Here is a 21,308-nt window from a genome sequence, read left to right on the forward strand (position 1 = left end):
ATTTATGGACAGCTTTTACATACAAGAACAAAGATGATAAAATCTCATTAATGGTTGTAATAAATCTTTTATACAAAAATAGAGATGTAAAATCTACTACATTTGTTCAATTGGAGAGAGAGTATGGAGAATCCAATCTTAAAGTTGAAAGATAAAGCCTCAAAGTTAACGGAAACACAACGTAAGGTTGCAGACTATATTATTAAAAACCCCTTAGATGTAGCATTTTTGACAGTTGATCAGTTAGCTGGGATTGTTGGTACGAGTACCACTACCATAATGAGATTAACTTTTAGTCTAGGTTATTCAGGATACGCAGAATTTCAAAAAGGACTTCAGGAGATTTTGCGTAGTCAAGCAGCACCCCAAACTAGACTAGAGATAAATTTATTAGATTTAAATCAAAGTAATTTATGGCAGCGCTGTGCAGAAAATCAACTTCAAAATATTCAATCAACTTTTGAAATGATCACTGGTGAGACTTTAGACCAAGCGTTGGAAATGATAGTATCTGCGGAACGAATTATTTGTACAAGTGTTAGGAGTGGGATGCCGGTAGCACAGTATTTAACTTTTGGCCTTAACCGCTTGCTTGGAAACTGTGATTTAATTGTTTCGGATCTAAGTGACTGGATTGATAAAGCAGCCAGTCTTACTTCCTCGGATTTAGTTATTGCAGCTAGTTTTCCAAGATATGCACGAAGAACAGTTGAATTTGTTAATGCAGCTAAAGAGAAGAATGCGAAAGTTATTTCCATAACAGACAGTTACTCTTCTCCTTTAGTGAAGTATTCTGATTTAATATTACCATGTAGTTCAAGCAGTATTGCTTTTCACAATTCTGCGATATCATCAATATTTGTAGCTGACTATCTTATCAGTGCTTTGGCTATAAATTATCCGGAAAAAGTAAAGTCTCGTCTTGATGAAGTTAATTCGATACTCACAAAAATAAATTATCACTATGAATAATTGAAATGACGAAGGTGATGGGAATAAGATATTCGAATTTACAGTTTAATTCGGATTCTATGTTTCTGTGACCTTTTTCCTTTTCTTCTAAATATTTAACTTTTGAGCAGGAAAAATTGCTTAAACCCAAACACATAAAGTTAATAATACTGAATTTTTTAGGGTTCTCATACCATGAAAATTCAGTATTATTTTTTTTACTTTCTGAATCCTCCTTGAATAAGTAATATTTATAACACTTCTTCTATCTGAGTTTTCTAACATTTTAATAAAAAAGCGTTTACTTCATTAAATAATAATGATAAGATACATTTAAATAGTAATAAAAATTACTACCATTAAAATATAAGTAATAATTATTACACACAAAAAATAATCTCGAACTTAACAGTAAAGAAAAACTGTGACCATTCAAAAATATTTGATTCCAACTATAAATGATGATTTTTGAATCGGTATAACATTCATTGTTTAACTAGATGACATCAGGTTAAAAGTCCGTATGTAGTTTGTAGAAAAGTTAAAGGAAATAACTTAAATTTTCACTTAATCTCTCAAATGGAATTAACACTCTTCAATGAAGTGGTGATTCATACATTATCAAAAATAAATAAGGGGTGTATATCATTGTTTAAATTAGATCAGCACTTATCTACTGAAATTATTGAAAGAGTAAAAGGTCTTAACACTACACTTATATCGGATGCACTAGGATGCACTGGTTCTATGGATTACAAAATAAAGCCAGTAGCAACCGGGATGAGGGTTATAGGAACTGCCCTTACAGTAAGCTTGAGGCCCGGAGACAATCTATTTCTTCATCAAGCGATTTATTCTGGGCAAGAAGGATATGTACTTGTTGTAGATGGTAAAGGTCATACCTCAAATGCTTATCTTGGAGAATTAATGGCTGGAGCAGCTAAGGCAATGGGACTAGAGGGCATCGTCATTGATGGATTGGTTCGTGATAAAGAAGCCCTTAGCGAATTAAATTTCCCGATTTTCGCTAAAGGATTTATTCCCAACGGCCCTCTTAAGGATGGTCCAGGTGAAATAAATATCCCGATTTCTTGTGGAGGCGTATCTGTTCATCCAGGTGATTTGATAGTAGGTGACGAAGATGGTGTCGTTGTCGTACCAAGAGAAAAAATTAACGACACGCTTACTAAGGCAGAGAAAAAATTAGGTTATGAAGAACAACGTTTAGAAACAATCCAAGAATATGAGAGAAAACGACAGCAAGGCGTTGAGGGAGGAAGCATCCAGCCTCCTTGGTTAAAGGTGAAAATGGAATCTTATGGATTGTAAAATAGGAGGCTCTGTAATGATGAGATTAGGTTTAATTGGATTTGGTGAAGCAGCATTTGAATTATCAATTGGGTTAAGGAAAGAAGGATTAGAAACAATTTACGCACATGATGTGATGTTAGATCATCCAACCTTTGGCACTCAAATAAAGGAGCGGGCAAGTCAAGCTCAAGTCCAAATTCTTGATACGCCGGAGGATGTGCTGAAACAAGTTGATGTAGTTATTGTGGCGGTACCCGCAGATAAATCTTACGGAGTAAGCGAAGAGTTGAAGCCGCACCTAAAGAAAGACTGTATCTATGTTGATGTATCTGCTTCAACTCCAGTGGTGAAACAAAACATTTCGAAAAATATCGAGGAAAATGGCGTACTTTTTGTAGATGCAGCGATGATGGGCCCCTTGCCGGTCTATAAACATAAAGTGCCCATCTTAGCGAGTGGTAGTGGAGTAGACCGATTTATCTCTTTGATGGCCCCATATGAAATGGTCATCAAAAAAGTCAGTGGCAATCCTGGTGATGCTTCCGCAGTGAAACTAATCCGGAGTATTCATATGAAAGGTGTAGTGGCGCTTTACTTGGAGTTGTTGGAAGCAGCACACGCATTTAACGTGGAAAATTTGGTGTTGGATTCGTTGAGTGAGACCATGGACAGCAACGGTTTTGAACAAACCATGAATCGCTTAGTAACTGGCACCTCTATTCATGCATTAAGAAGATCCATTGAACTAGACGGGTCAATCCAAATGCTAGATGGTTCCAATATTAATTCATCCATGTCTAAAGCAGCAAAAGAAAAGCTTGAACAGCTAGCCAAGCTTAACTTAAGGGAAAAATTCAAGGGACAAAAACCGGAGAGTTGGTTGGATGTCATTGAAGCTTGTAAAGAAAAAAACATAGCAATCAACAGCTAATAGATCTTATTATTTTGATCAGGCCAAAAACTTTAAAGTTTCGAGAAATAATCTTTGTTGGTTTCTGGTCTGATTAATTATAATTGAAAAATAGTTTCTATATCGTAATAAATGTCCGGCATTTAATTAACTTCATTGTAAAAAATTACGATTATTAAAATTTGTAAGCATTTACAGATGGAGAGCATTGTTATTATATACTTGCTAAATAATGATAAGTAATAGATGAAAATCAACCAAATATGGAGGAATTATATAATGCTAGCATTTCTGGGATTTGCAATGATCGTGGTCTTTATGTACTTAATCATGACTAAGCGTTTGTCAGCGTTTAACGCACTAACTATTGTTCCAGTTGTTTTTGCATTAATTGGCGGTTTTACCGACTTGGGACCAATGATGTTGGAGGGGCTCCAGAAAATTGCTCCAACAGCTATTATGATTATTTTTGCCATTCTTTACTTCGGTGTGTTAATAGATACAGGTTTCTTTGATCCACTAGTATTGAAAATTTTGAAAATGGTCGGCGGTGATCCATTAAAAATTGTACTTGGAACGGCTGTTTTATCGTTGGTTGTTGCTCTTGATGGTGACGGAACCATTACCTATCTTATTGTAGTAACAGCATTTCTTCCATTGTATGAACGTCTGGGTATGAATAAACTTATTTTAGCCTGTATTCCAGCATTGGCGATGGGGGTTATGAATTTGACACCTTGGGGAGGACCGGCTGTTCAAGCTGCTACAGCAGTAAATGTAGATATAATAGAAATGCTTATTCCAATCCTTCCTTCTATGATTGCAGGTGGGGTATGGGTTCTGACCGTTGCCTATTTCCTCGGACGCAGGGAACGTAAGCGGTTAGGAGTGACCAATATCAATGTAGATTTTAACAATGAGGTAGCCGCTACACTTGAAATAGGAATGGATTCTATAAAACGTCCTAAATTATTTTGGTTTAATCTAGTATTAACGATCTTAGTAATGGCAGCTTTAGTTGCGGGCATCTTACCGATCCCAGCTTTATTTATGCTTGCATTTGCAATTGTTATGATTGTTAATTATCCCAACTTGCAGGACCAGAAGGACCGGGTGCACGCACATGCAGGGAACATATTGACGGTTGTCTCTATGATATTTGCAGCGGGTGTATTTTCGGGTATTATAGAGGGCACTGGAATAGTAAAAGCGATCGCAGATGTTCTAATTGCCGTGATTCCAGATGCACTTGGACCTCGATTAACGGCTATTGTCGCACTAATAAGTATGCCATTTACTTTTTTTATGGCGAATGCTCCCTTTTATTTCGGAATTATTCCTATCATGGCGAAAACTGCAGCCCACTTTGGAATTCAACCAATAGAAATTGGGCAAGCTTCACTATTAGGACAGCCGTTTCACTTGTTGAGTCCGCTTCAAGGTTCTATATACGTACTAGTAGGGCTTCTAGGTATTGATATAGGTGACCATATTCGCTTTTCAGCCAAATATGCGTTAGGGACTGCAGTGGTTATGACAATTGTAGGTGTTTTGATCGGAGTGCTATCTATTTAATAAAATAAACAATAAAAGCCTAAGTGTGCTTTAATTTTTTCGGAGTGCTTTTTTCAGCGGTTCTGTATGGGATTAGTTTCGGTTCCGCACAGTCGCTTCTACAGGGTTATAAATATATAACCGATTGAGTCGATACTGCTTGTCAATGAAAATCGCGAAGACACTGTCATGTTGATGGTGTCTTCTTTATTTATTTTTAATTCATACTTTACTGATAGGAATTATTGGTTTATAATAAAATTAATCTAATAAACGAAATTAAAAGTGGTTGTATTCAAGGGAAAGTTTTTGTAAAACTAAAGGAGTGTTTATGATGAGAAATAATGTTGAAAAAAGGCGACAAAAACTTATCAATAAATTAATTTTTTTAAACGTATATAACAAAGACGATCAAAAGCTTTATGAGTTGCCACTATCAAAATTAGAATATGAGTATAGAAGATTTAAATTACAAAACCATCCCCATGGTGAGTTTGGGTCTATTCAGTGGGTATAAAATAAATATGGTTACGTTACATAAGACTGTATGGTGTTTCCACACCTGCGGTCTTTTTTTTTGGGCAAGAAGATATAAAATTCACTGTTATATACATTACGGTTCTAAGCGTGGAGTCAGGATTGGAGCTATCACCAATTACCGTTAATATTAAAATAAGAACTATGAAGGTGTTTATTCCAGTCTATTAAACCAAAGGATATATTGAAAATCCAATACATGAGTAATAAAAAATACTCTACGACTTTATGAAAAATTCCTCTTTATAATGATACATTTGATTTTATGATTGATACAAAAATTTATCAATCTAACTCCTTGTTTATCAAGGTTTTCCCGGAATCGATTCGGCAGTTGATACATTTCGGTATCAGTTTGTATGGTATAAGAAAACTCCATTACTCTATAAATACCGAAGAGATAGCATAAAACCAATCAATTTTTAGAGGAGCTCTGGTTGGCATAATATTTGCAATATTTAAATTATAAAAAAATATCACCTTTGTAAGAAGGGTGGAGGGGTGGCAGGAAAAATAATTTTGTAAGCGATTTCTACGTTGTTAATTCTTTTAAAAAAATACAAAAGGGGAAATATTACATGAAAAAAATTGATTTTGAAAATCATTTTTACGATCAAAGTTTACTAGAGGAATTATCTAAAAGACAACAGCCGCCATATTACAGGAAAGAAAATAATGTGATTACTTGGACAGATGCCATTACAATGCCTCAAGATGCTATATTGCCACAGCTGTTGGAGGTTGCCGAAAAACGAAATCAGCTGATGAAAGAGCAAGGGGTAGATGTGATTATTTTAAGCAGTTCGCCGGGGCCAGAACAATTGGATGAGGAGAGTAGTATTAAGGTTTGCAGAAAGACCAATGATGCACTGGCGGAAATTACCAAAAGGTATCCAACCCAATATTTAGGAAGCGCCATTCTGCCGGTTAAAAATCCAGACGAGGCTTGTAAGGAGCTCGAAAGATGTGTAAAAGAATATGGATTTGTATCATGGCACACCCATTCCAACTATGGTGACACTGCGCCAGATGATGATTATTATTTCCCTATTTTTAAGAAGGCTGAGGAACTTGGTATATATGTCTATTTGCATCCACAACTTCCAAACGATATGCGGGTAGAGGGATTTGGATTCACCGTGGCTGGCCCGGCTTTAGGGTTTACATTAGACACAATCATCACGCTTACCCGAATGATTGTTTCCGGCCTATTTGATCAGCTGCCGAACTTAAAAGTAGTTCTCGGTCATTTAGGTGAGGGACTCCCGTTTCTATTGGATAGAATGGACAACCGAGTAAAATTTCTGCCAAACCCTTTTATTAAATGTAAGGAAGATGTAAGTTACTATTTTAAAAATAATATTTATGTCACGACTAGTGGAAATATGAGCAAAGAAGCTTTTATTTGTACAAAGGATGTATTGGGAATTGATCGGATCTTGTTTGGAAGCGATTACCCATATGAATCTCTGCCAGATATGATGCATTTCCTATCAGATGTTCCCTTGACTGAAGAAGAAAGAGAGAAATTATTCTATAGAAATGCAATTGAAAAATTAGGAATAAACCTTTATCACCATCATCATCATCGCTAAATAAAACCCGGAATAAATACATTCGTTCTAAAAATTTTAAATCCCTAGGGGGAAAATGGATGTCAAAAATCAATATAAATGAGTTCATCGGTAATAGTAAATTGAATAAGTTTCATCTTCTCATGTTCACTTTATTTTTTTTAATCATTACCTTTGATGGATTTGATATGGTGATGTATGGTGCTACTATGCCAGTTTTATTAAAACAATTTCATATGACCCCGACACAGGCTGGTTTTATTGGCAGTTGCGGTTTAATTGGTGCTGCCGCCGGTGCCTTAGGATTTGGTTTTCTAGCCGATAGAATTGGCAGAAAAAAAGTTATCATTTTATGTACAATCTTTTTTAGTGTTGGAAGCATATTGTCAGGTTTCTCAAACACTATGAATATTTTTGGAGTCTTTCGATTTATAACGGGATTAGGACTAGGGGGAGTAATGCCTAATATTGTCTCGCTTACCACAGAATATGCTCCTAATAAAAATAAAGCAGTAATGGTGGCAGCTATTTTTTCGGGAATGCAGGTTGGCGGCATACTAGCATCCGGGCTCTCTATATGGCTTTTAAAAGATTATGGATTTGAAATATTATACATGATTGGAGGCTTTCCACTCCTACTATTACCACTCTTAATCAAGTTCCTTCCGGAGTCTACTGTTAATCTTGTTAAAAATAATCGAGTCGAAACATTAAGAATCATATGCGGTAAACTACAACCAACGATCAATCTGCCAAAAAATGTGAGTTTCGGGCTCGACAATACTGAAAAATCCTCTCTACCAGCATTATTTATGGAAAAAAGAGGACTTAATACAATTTTGATTTGGATCGTATTTTTTATGAATATGTATATAACTTCAGGTGTATCAACCTGGCTACCCCAATTAATGATAAAGGCTGGTTTTGGACTAAGCTTTGGTCTACTGTTTTTGCTTACATTAAATTTAGGAGCCCTTTTAGGAAGCAATATTGCTGGTTTAGTTGTAGGACGTTTAGGCTATAAAACAACATTAGTGAGTTTATACTTGTTAGCCTTTGTTTCCATAACACTTTTAGGTTTCACCACTAATCTTTATGCTGTACTAAGCTTGGTAGCGTTAGCTGGTATTGGATTTTTCGGTGGACAAAATATTGCAAATGGTTATTTATCTTTATTTTACCCACCATCAATGAGATCGACTGGTATGGGATTTGCTTTTGGATTAGGGAGATTTGGAGCCATTTTTGCTCCAACGATTTTAGGTTTTATAGTGTCATGGGGGTTGCATCTTTATGTCAGCTTTCTAGCAGTGTCTATTCCTGGTTTTATCGCAGCATTTATTGTTCTTCTCATCCAAGACAAGAAAAGTTATCGGCAATCATCTAAGAAGACAGAAATGGGAGATACTGAAATTCAGGTAAACTAGAAGACTATAAAAAAGGGATCATCTATTGATCCTTTTTTGGCCGATAGGAAAGTATAACTATCCTATCAGGCATAAGGGCAACTACGCCTCTGTCTTCGCCTAACGGCTCGCCAATCGGTGAGTTTTCTTTACGTTTTATTCAAAAATCATTTGTAAAATGAAAATAGGTAAATTACAGTAGTACATATGATAGCGCTTTATTTCTACTATTGGCAAGCTAACATTAATAGATTGTAGGGAGGGGAAATCTTATTTTGAAAGCATCACTTACTGAGTATGATGGAGTTATAAGCAATACCCTAAATGAAAACAAACATATTATAATTGATGGATTTGAACTCGGTGATGAACTTTCTGATGGCATACTAGTAACCGATCATAACGGAGTAGTGTTACGAATCAATAAAGCATACTCAAAAATAACAGGTATTTCAGAAGAAGAAATGATAGGTCAGCATATGCAAACGTTTGTAGAAAAAAAGTATATTAATCGGCCTGTATCATTATTAGTATTAAAAGAAAAAAAGAAGATTTCCATCATGTCTACAACACCAGCTACCAATAAAAAGGTTTTAGTTACGGGAACGCCAATATTTGATAAAAAGGGAGAAATAACTCAAGTATACACAATCATAAGAGATTTTACTGAGCTGATCCAGTTAAAGGAGATGCTGGAAGAAAAAGAACGGGAAAACGAGAAGTATTATAAGGCATTACAACTTTTTAATGAAAATAAAGGGAATACTAGTTTTATTGGGGAATCCACTCCGATTATTAAAATTAAAAGATTAATTGAGCAAGTTTCAAATACGGATGCCACGGTTTTAATTACCGGGGAAACAGGAGTTGGTAAAGAAGTTATTGCTAGTGAAATAGTGAAAAATAGTTCAAGAAATAAAAAGCCTTTCGTTAAAGTAAACTGTTCGGCGATTCCGGAGACACTTTTAGAGTCGGAGCTATTTGGTTACGAAAAAGGAGCGTTTACAGGTGCGCAGCAAAAAACAAAATTAGGATTATTTGAAGAAGCCAATCACGGGACGATCCTTTTGGATGAAATTGGTGAAATGCCGATGAAGCTGCAAGCAAAACTTTTGCGTATCCTTCAGGAAAAAGAAGTTGTGCGGATTGGAGGGTCGCAGCCAATTAAAATTGATGTACGAATCATTGCGGCTACCAATCAAAATATACTCAATCAAATAAAAGAAGGCAGCTTTAGAGAAGATCTTTATTATCGACTAAATGTAATCCCTATTACGATACCGCCCTTAAGAGAAAGAAGCGATGACATTTATCTTCTCGTTTATCATTTTCTTAATCAGTTAAATAAGAAATACAAAAAACAAAAAAAGATTGCACCTGAAGAATTGGACTTATTAGCTCATTATCATTGGCCAGGAAATATTAGGGAGTTAAAAAATACAATCGAGCGGCTGGTTATCATTGGAGAAAACGAATACATTACTCGGGATATCATTATTCTTACATTAGGAGAGGAACACTTTACTAGTAATATTAGAAACAAAATTATGCCCCTGAAAGAGGCTGTAGCGATACTGGAAAAAGATATTATTTCCAATGCGTTAAAAAAATATGGCAGTACACATAAGGCAGCAAAGGCATTAGGTGTAACTCAGCCGACTGTTTTAAGAAAGGCAAAATCCCTGGGGATTACTGAATGGAAATGGCATAGTGAATAATTAGGACAAACCTTAAAAATCTTTATATCACGAANNTTCGTGATATAAAGATTTTTTTTTGCGCGGTGAATGATTTTATTAATGATACATTATTGTATCGATTGATAAAAAAATGCATCAATATAAATCTCTTATTATTGTTTAATAAATATGACTCAATGGAAATCTGATAAAAAAACGTATCAGATTCGGGAAGTAGCTCCATATGAATGAACATTTGAAGGTATGAGAACCTTCGATTAACCCGTGAATTTACTAGTGATCTGAAAGTGCCTGTAAAACTAATAATTAAATTGATGTTGGCACGGAACTTGCAAATATAAAGAGTGTAAAAGCCAAACCTCAAAAGGGGGGTGAAAAAGAATGTCCAACAGCAGGAAAAAGCATTTGATTGCAAAGAGAATTGCAGAGGAATTAAAGGATGTTGAGGTTGTCCATCTTGGCGGTGGCTTGCCTCGGATGGTTGCCGATTATGTTGCTGATAAGGATGTAAAAATAATTCTTCAATCAGCCAGGCATATCGATTTAGCCGTTCTTGAGGCACTGGAAGTAGATGAAAAAGGAAACCTTGCGATTGATATAGTCTCAGGTACTGGTAGTGAGTTGGATTTAGTAACAGGGGCCCAAAAGGTGATTATTGCCATGACGCACACAACAAATAACGGGACTCCCAAAATATTGAGAGAATGTCGTCTTCCTTTAACGGCAGTAGGCCATGTGGATTTAATTGTTACCGATCTAGGGGTAATCGAAGTGACATCAAATGGACTTCTTTTGAAAGAAATGGCTTCAGGTGTAGGACTGGAAGATATTTTAAAAAATACAGAAGCTGACCTATTTATTAGTGACGAATTAAAAACCGCAGCTTCTATTTAGGAAAAAATGGTCCTTGAAAGGAGGTGAGCAGAATGAAAAAGGTTGATTTTTCTAGTGTAAAACCATATAGTGCTCCATTACATTTCGATTGTGCGACTTTAAAACTTCATGGAACGGAAGAAACAGGAACAACAAAATTCTGGATGGGAGTTACTCATTTCCTTCCGAACGGCGGTGCTGAATATACCTATGAAGATTCTCCAACAGAGAAGGTTTATGTCGTGTTGGAAGGCGAAGTCACCATTAAGACAAAGACAGAAGACTATGTCCTTAAAAAATATGATTCTATTTTTCTTGCTCCCAATGAAGGTAGATCCATTATCAATGAAACAAACATGCCTGCTACGATGTTAGTGGTCGTTAATTATTAAAATTTAAAAATAGGTGTGATAATTGATGGTTAAAAAAGAAGAGGTAAAAAATCAATTTAATCTTGACGGGAAGGTTGCCCTAGTGACAGGTGCAACCGGAGCTCTCGGCAGTGCAGCTGTATGGGGTTATGGGTACGCTGGGGCAAAGGTCATGCTGACAGCACGCACTGAATCGACGCTAAAAGCACTCTGTGAGCAAATGCAAGCTGAAGGCATTCAATGTGCATATCGTATTGGAAATCCCGCAAGTGAAGTACATGTAGAATCAGTCGTTGCCTCGACGGTTGAAGAATTTGGCGGAATTGATATTTTAATGTGCTCGGCGGGAATGAATAATCCTAAGCCAATCCTGGAACAACCAACAGAGGAATGGGAAGCCATCATGGATGCTAACGTGAAAGGAACTTGGCTTTATTGCAAAAAGGCTGGACAAGTAATGAAAGAACAGGGAAGAGGCGGAAAAGTCATTCTCGTTTCTTCTACAAGAGGAAAGCTTGGAATGAAGGGTTATACTGCCTACAGCCCATCAAAGGCAGCTATTGACCTAATGGCCAAATCGCTTGCATGTGAATGGGGAGAATTCGGGATTAATGTGAACGCCATTGGTCCTACGGTCTTCCGTTCTGACCTTACAGAGTGGATGTTCGAAGACGATACAGCACGGACAAAGTTCTTAACACGGATTCCAATTGGAAGGCTTGGAGAACCGGAGGATTATGTTGGAGTTTGCACGTTCCTGGCATCTTCTGCAAGCGATTTCATTACAGGAACAACGATTTATGTGGATGGCGGATATTTGGCTGGTTAAGGGAAGAAGGCGAGGGAGCAGTTTGAGTAAATACAGCGAAAAGAAAATAGCTATTTGCGGATCCGGATTAATGGGCAGCGGCATTGCCCAGATTTTTGCAAGCCAAGGGTTTAGTGTCAGCATTTATTCGGTGGAAGATTCAGAGGAGGAAGTACTTCAGAAAGTAGAAACTAATTTAAATATCATGTTAATTCGGGATGTAATAACGACAAAGGAATTGCAGGATACCTTATCAAGACTGCATATTACAAGCCACTTGGAAGATGCCGTAACAGATGCTGGATTTGTAGTGGAATGCATCCCGGAAGATATGAACTTAAAACAATCACTTTTCGAAATGCTGGATAAAATTTGCGAGCCTCATGTCATTTTAGCCACAAATACGTCTGTAATGAGCATAACGGAAATTGCTCAAAGAGCAGAACGAAAGGAACGAATCATCGGGACACACTTCTGGAATCCTGCCTACTTAATTCCATTGGTCGAAGTGGTCCAAACAAAAGATACTTCAGAAGAAGTGATTCAACAGACCATGGGGTTGTTAAGTTCGATTGGAAAACATCCAATCAGAGTTAAAAAAGATGTTCCTGGCTTCGTTGCGAATCGTTTGCAGCATGCCCTTTGGCGGGAGGCAATTTCAATTGTAGAAAATGGAATCGCAGATGCCAAAACAGTCGATGATTCAATCAAATATGGATTTGGGATGAGGCTCCCCATCTTGGGGCCAATGGAAAATGCAGATATGGTGGGAATAGACTTAACTTTGTCGATCCATAGTTATCTATTAAAATATCTAGAAAATTCACCTGAGCCATCACCCCTATTAAAAGAGCTGATGCATAAAGGTGACCTAGGATTTAAAGCCGGTAAAGGGTTCCAGGAATGGACGCCTGAAAAAATAGAGAATTCAAGAAAAAAATTAAATGAATACTTACTTGATGTAACAAATGGAAACAAAAAAACACCAATAAAACAATAAGATGCTAAGGAACTTTAGGAGGAATTTAAAATGGGTAAAAAAGTATTAGTAGATTTGAGTCATCCTTTTCATGCTGACATTCCAGTTTGGCCATATTTTGCAAAACCTAAAATTGACACAATGCATAACCTTTCAAAAAGTGGTGTACTAACTCAAAAAATCGATGTGGTTATGCACTGCGGAACACATGCAGATGCACCACGCCATGTTATGGAATACGAGTTTGATGGCAGACGGGCCCGTTATACCCATGAAATGCCTTTAGATGCCTATTATGGCGATGCGGTTTGTCTGGATATTCAAGTTGAACGTTGGGGGCTTATCACAGCTTCACATCTGGATGATGCTTGCAGACGTGCAAACATAAAACCGGAAGAACTTAAAGATATGGTTGTATGTTTGAGAACAGGAATGCATCTTAAATTTGACGAAAGCAAGGAATATTATCATTATTCCTGCGGAACGGGTAGAGAAGCAGGGGAATGGTTTGAAAAGTATCAGCCAAAATGTGTGGCTATGGATATGCAAGCCCTTGATCATCCTCTTCATACAACAATGGGTAAAAACGGTGGTTCGCTTGCAATGAATCTTGACGGTTATTCAGGAAAAACCATTACAGAAGAATACATTGAGCAATTCGGAATTGAGGCATTTGCAGAATTTAACAAGGAAACCTATATCAAAGTTCATGGAATTGAAAAATATATGAAGGACTTTGGAAAGCTGGAAGAACATCATCTAGAAGGAACTTGGGAGCCTTGCCATAAATACATGCTCGGTAATGGCATAGTAGGGATCGAAAACCTCGGTGGAGACTTGGATAAAGTTGTCGGCAAACGCTTTAAATTTATGGCATTCCCAATACGCTGGTGGTTAGGCGACGGATCTATGGTTCGCTGTGTTGCAGAAATTGATGAAGATGATATTAATGATGTACCAGAACGCGTTTACCCATTTGGTGCAATCTAATATTCTTCTTTACTAGTTTCTAATCCCCGCTTTTCTAAAACTTGCAGCGGGTCTTACTATTCTAAGTTCAGAACCACAAACCTGATTGTCATTAGCGTCGGTATGGGAAGAGCGATTGTCGTTGAGAAATCTATTTATCTCATAAAATATCATTATTATGAAAGTGGGTAAAAGATGAGCAGCCTTGAAAATAAAGTCATTTTAACCGTAGCTCCAACTGGGGCTTGGCCAACTAAAAAAGATACTCCTTATATTCCATTACAGCCAGAAGAAATTGCTGATGAAGTATATGCTTGTTATCAAGCAGGAGCTTCGATTGCACATATCCATGTTCGTGATGATGAAGATTGTGCGTCCATGGATTTTGATAAATTTGAACAAACGGTAAGGCTAATTAGGGAGCGCTGTGATATTGTTCTTAACTTGACTACTTCAGGCGGATTGGGATTAACCGATGAGATTCGCATGAAACCTTATATGGAGTTATTGCCAGAGCTTGCATCCTATGATTGTGGTTCAATGAACTGGTCCCACTCAACGGTTTTTGAAAATAGTCCGAGATTCCTAGAAAAATCCGGTTTAAAGATGCAGGAACTTGGAGTAAAACCTGAGATTGAGATTTTTGATGCCGGGATGGTTTACAATGCACTTTACTATATTAAAAAGGGTGTCTTAAAAGAACCATGCCACTTCCAATTTGTCCTTGGGGCTCCTGGTGGAATGGCGGCAACTGTAGAAAATTTAGTTTTCCTGAAAAGTTTAATTCCTAAGGGTTCTACATGGGGCGCACTAGGCATCGGCAAAGGACATTTGCCTATTCTTTACGCGACATTGGCATTAGGCGGACATTTACGTGTAGGGATGGAAGATAATATTTACTACGCAAAAGGACAATTGGCCAAATCCAATGTTGAATTTGTAGAAAGAACAAAGAGAACGGTTGCCGAATTGGGCAAGGAAATCGCCACACCTGATGAAGCAAGAGCCATATTAGGGTTGAAAAATAGCATTCTAACAAAATAAATACCAGCATACTACCATATCCCCTAGATCCTCCTAGATCTAGGGGATAAATCGGAATGGAATGAAAGGGTTTTCAATATCCGGTATTTTTGTTAGTTTAAAGGGGAGGTTTTTTTATGGGGAATGAAACTAGAATCAAAAATGACTTCGGATCAAAAGGCTGGAGTATGATCATCTTCTGTATGCTAATGTATTACAATTTTGCTGCTTGGACAGCGGATGGAATAAACATTTTTACCCAAGGTTATGCCAAAGCATACGGATGGGATCCGTCTGTTTTACTTTCTTTTTCAACACCGGCCAATTGGATTGGAGTGATTGGGGCTCTGGTGTTTGCACAGGTCGTTGTAAAAAAGGGTTCACGTTTTGTTGCTGCGGTTGGTCTAATCGCCCAAGGAATTATATCCATTTGGTTTGGTAATATACAATCTGTACTGGCATATGCCATTGCTATTTCTGCTTTGAACTTTTTTGCCTCAGGATTTGGTTATGTGGTTCCCGGAACGATTATGAATGTTTGGTTTCCAAAAAAAAAGGGGCTGGCTTTGGGATGGGCCACTATGGGTATGGGCTTTTGTACAGCTACCTTTGTCGCACTTATTACTTTTTCATTTGCCAAATTAGGTATTTCTATAACGATGACAATCGTTGGTTTTGTTCTCATCGCCCTAGGTGTTTCATCAATTTTCTGGGTAAAAGATACACCTGAATTAGCGGGAGCCTATCCAGATAACGATCCACACTCTCAAGAAGACCTCAAAAAAACAGCATTGTTAATGCAATCATACAAAAGCCCTTTTACGGTAAAAAAATTGTTTAAGGATAAAGATATGTGGCTTATTTCCCTCGGTTACGGCTGTGTTTGGCTTGTAACAATCGGTATTGTGAGTCAGTACGTGGTGCGGTTAGTTTCTGTGGGATACAGTCAAAGTTTCGCACTTTCTATGCTTAGTACGGCAGCGATTTTCTGTTTGATTGGCAGTTATTTGTGGGGGTGGCTTGATCAAAAAGTCGGGACAAAGAAGGCCAGTATGATTTATGTCTTGTCCTACATTGTGACCATCATTTTGCTGCTCCTTGAAGGAAATGTGATTCTGACATTTATCACGGCCATTGCTGTCGGCTCTGGTCTTGCCGGTATTAAAAACTTTATTACCTCCATGACGGGTACTGTTTACGGACGTTATGACTTCGCTGCGGCAAACCGGCTGGTTACTCCAATCGCTAATTCAGTACGTGCACTTCCATTTGTTATTCTTGGTTTTTCTATGAAGTACACCGGTGGTTTTAATTTGGCTTACATGATCTTTATTGGAATCGATATCTTAGGATTAATCCTTATTAGTAGAATCACAACAGAATGTAAAGGAACAGCTAGTTTAGAAGATATGGACCAAAGTAGTGTTATGGAAGAAATCGCCAAGTGAATTTTAGGATTTTAGAAGAATTTAATTATATTGAAGGGATGAAAAAAATGGAAAAGGATAACCAAGTAGTTTCAGAAAAGAATCAAGAAAAAAGCTATAATAAGTATTTAAATGTAGAAATGGCCAATCCATCTGAGGAAACCCTTAAACTGATTACTCTAGGTCCAATTAATTCTCTAAAAGCGACAAGGATAGAAAATCGAAATGATTTATTTAAGGATGGATATTTGGAAACTGAAACAGGTTATTGTGTATTGGAAAATGGAACCGCTTTTGTAGCTTGCTTAACAAAAATGCCTGATGTTACTACAGAAATGTTCGATTGGTGGTTTGCTTGGCATGGCTTGGATAGTCTCCGATATCAAATATGGAATCCTGAAGATCATTTTGAAGTAGAAACCTTGCACAGAGAGAAAGCTCTAGACTCATCACTATCATATAAAGAGCGTTATTGGAATACGACACATCTTGTTACAGAAGATATTGGCTTAGGCAGAGATGTGATTCAGATCAATTTCAAAAATCCTGCTGATTTAGGTTATGAGGCAGATAAAATTGGTACTAATACTTGTGGCACCATTGTCTGTGCAAATTGTACCTCTGAAAATAAATTAAATGCTGTTATGACACATTTTGTGCGAGAAATTGAAGGTGGAATTGAATTAAGATCACGTTTTTGGATTGGATATCAAATTGATGAGAATAAGAACCCAGTTAAAGTTCTTCCCGAAAGAGTGACCATTCCAGAGTTTGCTCCCAAATCTCTAATCAATCATTGCGCCAAGGAATTTGCTCACTTGGCAAAGATATTGCCATCCTTGTTTAAAGAAGAAAAGTTGAATTTTTAAATACAAATAAGTTATAACTTTACTGAATATAAAGACGCCTACAAATTGGCCTTATCTAGGAATCAAGATAAGGTTATACTAGATTTTAAGTAAGATTGGTTTAAAGGGAAATAGCATAAAAAGTGAAAAAGGCTAACAAGCTTGGACGATTTATCCACTTGTTAGCTTTTTGGTATTCCATATCCACAATTTTAATGAAACTTACAACGTCTTTTAGCACATCGTGTACGTATTTTTTTATATCTGCATCGACTATAATTAAATTACAAAAGTTCTGAACATTCTTACATATTACACAAAATTTTTGAAGGCGGATACTATTTGATAATTAATTTAAATAGTTAGTTTGGAAAGGGCTTACAGAATGGAAGGTTAGCTTCATGATTCATTCTAATGTGATATGTGATATTGGAGGTGAAAGGGAAAATAATAAGAAATCTTTCAAATGAATGTTATTAATTCGAAGAAATCAACAAGTAATTTAAAAAAGGCCAATCAAGAAGTATACTGAAAAATTTGGTAGTTTTATAATTCTATGTGAACAAGCTTATAGTTTGATAGAAGATGAAGGGAGAATATCTGTGAACAAGAAGAAAAGTTTTTCCATTCTACTAACAGTAGTTCTTATCATTATGTCATTTATTCCTTCCTTTGTTATGGCGGAAAGTGGAAGCGTTTCAAAAGTGGATAAGCTTACACCACCTAAAAATGAAGGAAATGCAGGGGGATCATCCGTGTCAATTCCCAAGCTATCTCCCGCGCAGCTAGGCACACTAAAGAAGTGCGATGCACTCGCATCCTTTGACTTCACCCGTACTACCATCACAAAGGCAGAGCTCGTTCCTAAAGGAGCGCTGTCCAATGGCGGCCAACCGGTTGGCGAGCATTGCCTCATCCAGGGCAAAATGAACGAGCGAGTAAGCTCCGTAGACGGACAGACCTATGCCATCGGTTTTGAGATGCGTCTTCCTGTTGATTGGGCAGGCCGGTTCCTCTACCAAGCCAATGGCGGACTAGACGGCGTCGTCGCTCCTGCACTTGGCAGCATCACAGGCGGCCAGCTGGATAACGGTCTGCAGATGGGATTCGCTGTTCTGAGCTCGGACGCAGGCCACAACGGAACGCAGAATCCCCTTTTCGGGCTCGATCCGCAGGCACGTCTGGACTACGGCTATAAGGCTGTCGGAACGCTCACTCCTATGGCTAAGAGTTTGATTAAGGCGGCGTACGGACGCGAGCCCGACCGCTCTTACATTGCCGGAGGGTCTAACGGCGGCCGGCACACCATGGTGGCTGCTTCCCGCTACGCGGACCAGTACGACGGATTTCTGGCAGTTGCGCCAGGATTCAACCTTCCAAAGGCTGCGGTAGCCCAGCTGTGGGGTGCTCAGCAGTGGGCCAAGGTGGCCAGCACCAAAGATAACCTGGAGACGGCTTTGCCTCCGGTCGAGCGCCAAGTTCTTGCGCAGGCGATCCTGGACCGCTGTGATGGCCTAGACCGGCTGGTCGACGGCATGGTGCAGGACAGCAATCGTTGCCAGAAAGTCTTCAATGTTGAGCGGGACGTCCCAACTTGCGACGCGGTACGAGACGGCACCTGCCTGACGGAAGAGCAGAAGCGCGTTGTACAGGATGTTTTCGCAGGAGCTCACACTAGCTCGGGAGAAGAGCTCTACTCTTCCTTCCCATTTGACCCAGGGGTCGTCCAGAGCGGCTGGGCCAGTTGGAAATTCATTAGCTCCGTGGGTCCACGCGATCCCGTGTCCGTCGGCTTCGTCTTCTCAACGCCTCCGGAGGATCCTAAGATGCTTGAGAACACCCTGGGCTATGCACTGAACTTTAATGTGGACACGCAGGCGGGGCGGATCTACGAGTCCAACGAGCTGTACACGGAAAGTGCTATGGAATTCATGACACCGCCGAATCCGACTAATTTGGATACCCTGCGCAATTCAGGAGCCAAGATGATCGTGGTGCATGGCACCTCAGACGGGGTCTTCTCTCCTGATGACACGGCGCGCTGGTACGATGAGCTCGACGCGAACTACCAGAACAAAGCCGAGGAGTTCGCCCGCTACTTCGAGATCCCCGGAATGGGGCACGTCCGTGGTGGTCCCGCCACCGATCAGTTTGACGGACTTGGCGCGCTAATCAATTGGGTTGAATACGGCAAGGCGCCGGATCGAATTACTGCCACGGCGCGCGGCAAAGGTAATCCGGGCGGAGTTAACCTGGATGTGCCTTCCACCTGGGCACCGGACCGTTCCCGTCCGCTGTGTCCCTACCCGCTTGTGGCCCGCTATACAAAGGGCGACCCGGAAGTGGCCAGCAGCTTCCAGTGCAAGCCAAGTTCGGGCGGTTCCGATCTTAACCAATAGCCCTAAAAAAAGGTAAAAGGGGGAATGCCCACATAAACCGTGCATGCCCCTCTCTTACTTTTCTTGTTTTTTGCCGATCTACGAAACATGGAGGTTATAATGATGAAAGCAAAACCTATTAATGTTAACCATGTGATTGATAATAGTAAATTCCATTCCTATCATTTTTGGCTTATTTTTTGGATGTTTCTTGTCATTGCGTTTGATGGGTATGATGTAGTTATTTACGGTGCATCTGTTCCTTCCCTTATAAAGGAATGGGGTATATCTGACGTAATGGCTGGAGCAATTGGAAGTTATACCGTAATTGGTACCGCACTTGGTGCGATAATGTTTGGAATGGCAGCAGATAAATGGGGGCGTAAAAATATTATTTTATTAACGACCTTTTTATTTAGCTTTTTTACTTTACTTTCAGGTTTTGCCAATGGGCCTGTGACATTTACGATCTTTCGTGTTTTTGCTGGTATTGGGTTGGGTGGAGTTATGCCGAATGTTATTGCTCTAACAACGGAATTTGCACCAAAACGTATACGATCTGCAGTAGTTTCCTTTGTATTCTGTGGCTATTCTGTTGGGGCGATTGTGGCAGCTTTAACGAGCCGGTCTCTCCTTCCAACAGCGGGTTGGGAGCCTGTTTTTTGGCTCGCAGGAATTCCGTTATCATTCCTTCCATTTATGATGAAAGTCATCCCAGAGTCGATTGGTTTTCTCGTAGAAAAAGGGAAAGAAGTGAAAGTTAAGGAAATTCTAAATAAGCTAGATCCCAGCCTCGATATGAAAGCCGTAATTCAAATGAAACAACAGCAAGTAAAGGCACCAGGTTCGCCTGTTACCAACTTATTTGAAGAAAAACGGGCTTTAAGTACTTTGATGTTTTGGATATCCTGTTTTTCCGCCTTTGTCCTTATTTATTCTATGAACACCTGGTTGCCGCGTCTCATGATGCAGTCAGGCTATGATCTTAGCTCAAGTTTAACATTTACCGCGGTTATGCAATTAGGTGCGATTGCAGGTACTTTAATATTTGGCCGGTTAGTAGACAAATGGGGCTTTAAAAAAGTTCTTGTTCCGCTATTTTTCTGTGGAGCTTTTGCACTATCCTTAATCGGATTTACCAAAAGTACAATTCTTGCCTTTATCTACATCTCGGTGATTGGGGCATCATCTGTAGGAGTGCAAAATTTGTCCAATGCATTTGTTTCCCAATATTACCCTTTCAACATGCGTTCAACGGCTTTGGGTAGTACGATGGCATTTGGTAGAATGGGTGGAATCGTAGCACCAACATTTGTTGGATTTTTACTCTCAATAAATTTAATGCCTCAGTTTAACTTTGCTGCGATTGCGACGGCTGCTATTCTTGGTGGTTTTGCCATGTTGTTTGTTCAAGAAAAGCACGGAAATTATCAAATAGAAAGAAATGCCAATCGTCAGGAAAACATAGAAATAGCAAAATAACTCATATTGATCCCGGAGAGTCTTCTATGTTATTGCCAATCCCTTTTATTAATTTGTAATTCATCGTCGCCAAACAAGTCTTAGTTGATAGTCTTTGTTTTTCGCAAACCGACTCGAATGATCTAGTGAACATTTCAGATAAGTTTTTTAGTTACGCGATGCAAGGAGGGACTTTTCTCCGCATCGCGTATTTTTACTATTACATGG

18 protein-coding genes are annotated in these 21,308 nt (G+C 38.7%); all 18 read left to right on the plus strand.

Going from position 1 to position 21,308, the window contains the following annotated elements:
- The first annotated feature begins 123 nt into the window (after positions 1-123).
- The 18 genes from COD92_RS09170 to COD92_RS09255 all read left to right on the plus strand — a co-directional run bounded on the left by COD92_RS09170 (position 124) and on the right by COD92_RS09255 (position 21,101).
- Positions 124-972 (plus strand): MurR/RpiR family transcriptional regulator, encoded by an 849-nt coding sequence (locus COD92_RS09170; RefSeq protein WP_098528178.1) that lies wholly within the window; start codon positions 124-126, stop codon positions 970-972.
- Between the two features lie 627 nt (positions 973-1,599).
- Entirely contained in the window at positions 1,600-2,280 is a 681-nt protein-coding gene (locus tag COD92_RS09175; RefSeq protein ID WP_255286561.1) for an RraA family protein, read from the plus strand.
- A gap of 16 nt (positions 2,281-2,296) precedes the next feature.
- A complete protein-coding gene (locus COD92_RS09180) occupies positions 2,297-3,193 on the plus strand; it encodes a prephenate dehydrogenase/arogenate dehydrogenase family protein (RefSeq protein WP_255286559.1) in 897 nt (298 codons plus the stop codon).
- A 258-nt stretch (positions 3,194-3,451) separates the two neighbouring features.
- Positions 3,452-4,747 (plus strand): CitMHS family transporter, encoded by a 1,296-nt coding sequence (locus COD92_RS09185; protein WP_098528176.1) that lies wholly within the window; start codon positions 3,452-3,454, stop codon positions 4,745-4,747.
- Between the two features lie 313 nt (positions 4,748-5,060).
- The gene (locus COD92_RS09190; protein ID WP_098528175.1) at positions 5,061-5,243 is read left to right on the plus strand and encodes a Fur-regulated basic protein FbpA; all 183 of its coding nucleotides are present in this window, start codon (positions 5,061-5,063) and stop codon (positions 5,241-5,243) included.
- 598 nt (positions 5,244-5,841) lie between these two features.
- Positions 5,842-6,858 (plus strand): amidohydrolase family protein, encoded by a 1,017-nt coding sequence (locus tag COD92_RS09195; RefSeq protein WP_098528174.1) that lies wholly within the window; start codon positions 5,842-5,844, stop codon positions 6,856-6,858.
- A 59-nt stretch (positions 6,859-6,917) separates the two neighbouring features.
- Positions 6,918-8,264 (plus strand): MFS transporter, encoded by a 1,347-nt coding sequence (locus COD92_RS09200; RefSeq protein WP_098528173.1) that lies wholly within the window; start codon positions 6,918-6,920, stop codon positions 8,262-8,264.
- Between the two features lie 254 nt (positions 8,265-8,518).
- Complete coding sequence (locus COD92_RS09205) at positions 8,519-9,961, plus strand: sigma-54 interaction domain-containing protein (RefSeq protein WP_098528172.1); 1,443 nt, start codon at positions 8,519-8,521, stop codon at positions 9,959-9,961.
- A gap of 363 nt (positions 9,962-10,324) precedes the next feature.
- Entirely contained in the window at positions 10,325-10,837 is a 513-nt protein-coding gene (locus COD92_RS09210; RefSeq protein WP_098528171.1) for a CoA-transferase, read from the plus strand.
- 32 nt (positions 10,838-10,869) lie between these two features.
- Positions 10,870-11,208, plus strand: coding sequence for a cupin domain-containing protein (locus COD92_RS09215; RefSeq protein WP_098528170.1), 339 nt, complete (start codon positions 10,870-10,872; stop codon positions 11,206-11,208).
- A 25-nt stretch (positions 11,209-11,233) separates the two neighbouring features.
- On the plus strand, positions 11,234-12,016 hold the full coding sequence (locus COD92_RS09220) for an SDR family NAD(P)-dependent oxidoreductase (protein ID WP_098996191.1): 783 nt from the start codon (positions 11,234-11,236) through the stop codon (positions 12,014-12,016).
- Positions 11,928-12,995, plus strand: coding sequence for a 3-hydroxyacyl-CoA dehydrogenase family protein (locus tag COD92_RS09225; RefSeq protein ID WP_218011260.1), 1,068 nt, complete (start codon positions 11,928-11,930; stop codon positions 12,993-12,995). The genes COD92_RS09220 and COD92_RS09225 overlap by 89 nt, the downstream gene beginning before the upstream one ends.
- 30 nt (positions 12,996-13,025) lie before the next feature.
- A complete protein-coding gene (locus COD92_RS09230) occupies positions 13,026-13,964 on the plus strand; it encodes a cyclase family protein (protein ID WP_098528168.1) in 939 nt (312 codons plus the stop codon).
- Between the two features lie 174 nt (positions 13,965-14,138).
- Complete coding sequence (locus COD92_RS09235; RefSeq protein ID WP_098528167.1) at positions 14,139-14,987, plus strand: beta-keto acid cleavage family enzyme; 849 nt, start codon at positions 14,139-14,141, stop codon at positions 14,985-14,987.
- 116 nt (positions 14,988-15,103) lie between these two features.
- Positions 15,104-16,414 (plus strand): MFS transporter, encoded by a 1,311-nt coding sequence (locus tag COD92_RS09240; RefSeq protein ID WP_098528166.1) that lies wholly within the window; start codon positions 15,104-15,106, stop codon positions 16,412-16,414.
- Positions 16,411-17,262, plus strand: coding sequence for a DAPG hydrolase family protein (locus COD92_RS09245; protein ID WP_098528165.1), 852 nt, complete (start codon positions 16,411-16,413; stop codon positions 17,260-17,262). Before COD92_RS09240 ends, COD92_RS09245 begins: the two co-directional genes overlap by 4 nt.
- A 581-nt stretch (positions 17,263-17,843) precedes the next feature.
- Positions 17,844-19,640 (plus strand): tannase/feruloyl esterase family alpha/beta hydrolase, encoded by a 1,797-nt coding sequence (locus COD92_RS09250; protein WP_218011259.1) that lies wholly within the window; start codon positions 17,844-17,846, stop codon positions 19,638-19,640.
- Positions 19,641-19,742: 102 nt separating this feature from the next.
- On the plus strand, positions 19,743-21,101 hold the full coding sequence (locus COD92_RS09255) for an MFS transporter (RefSeq protein ID WP_098528164.1): 1,359 nt from the start codon (positions 19,743-19,745) through the stop codon (positions 21,099-21,101).
- Positions 21,102-21,308 lie beyond the last annotated feature (207 nt).

It is taken from the genome of Bacillus sp. AFS037270 (genome assembly GCF_002585305.1).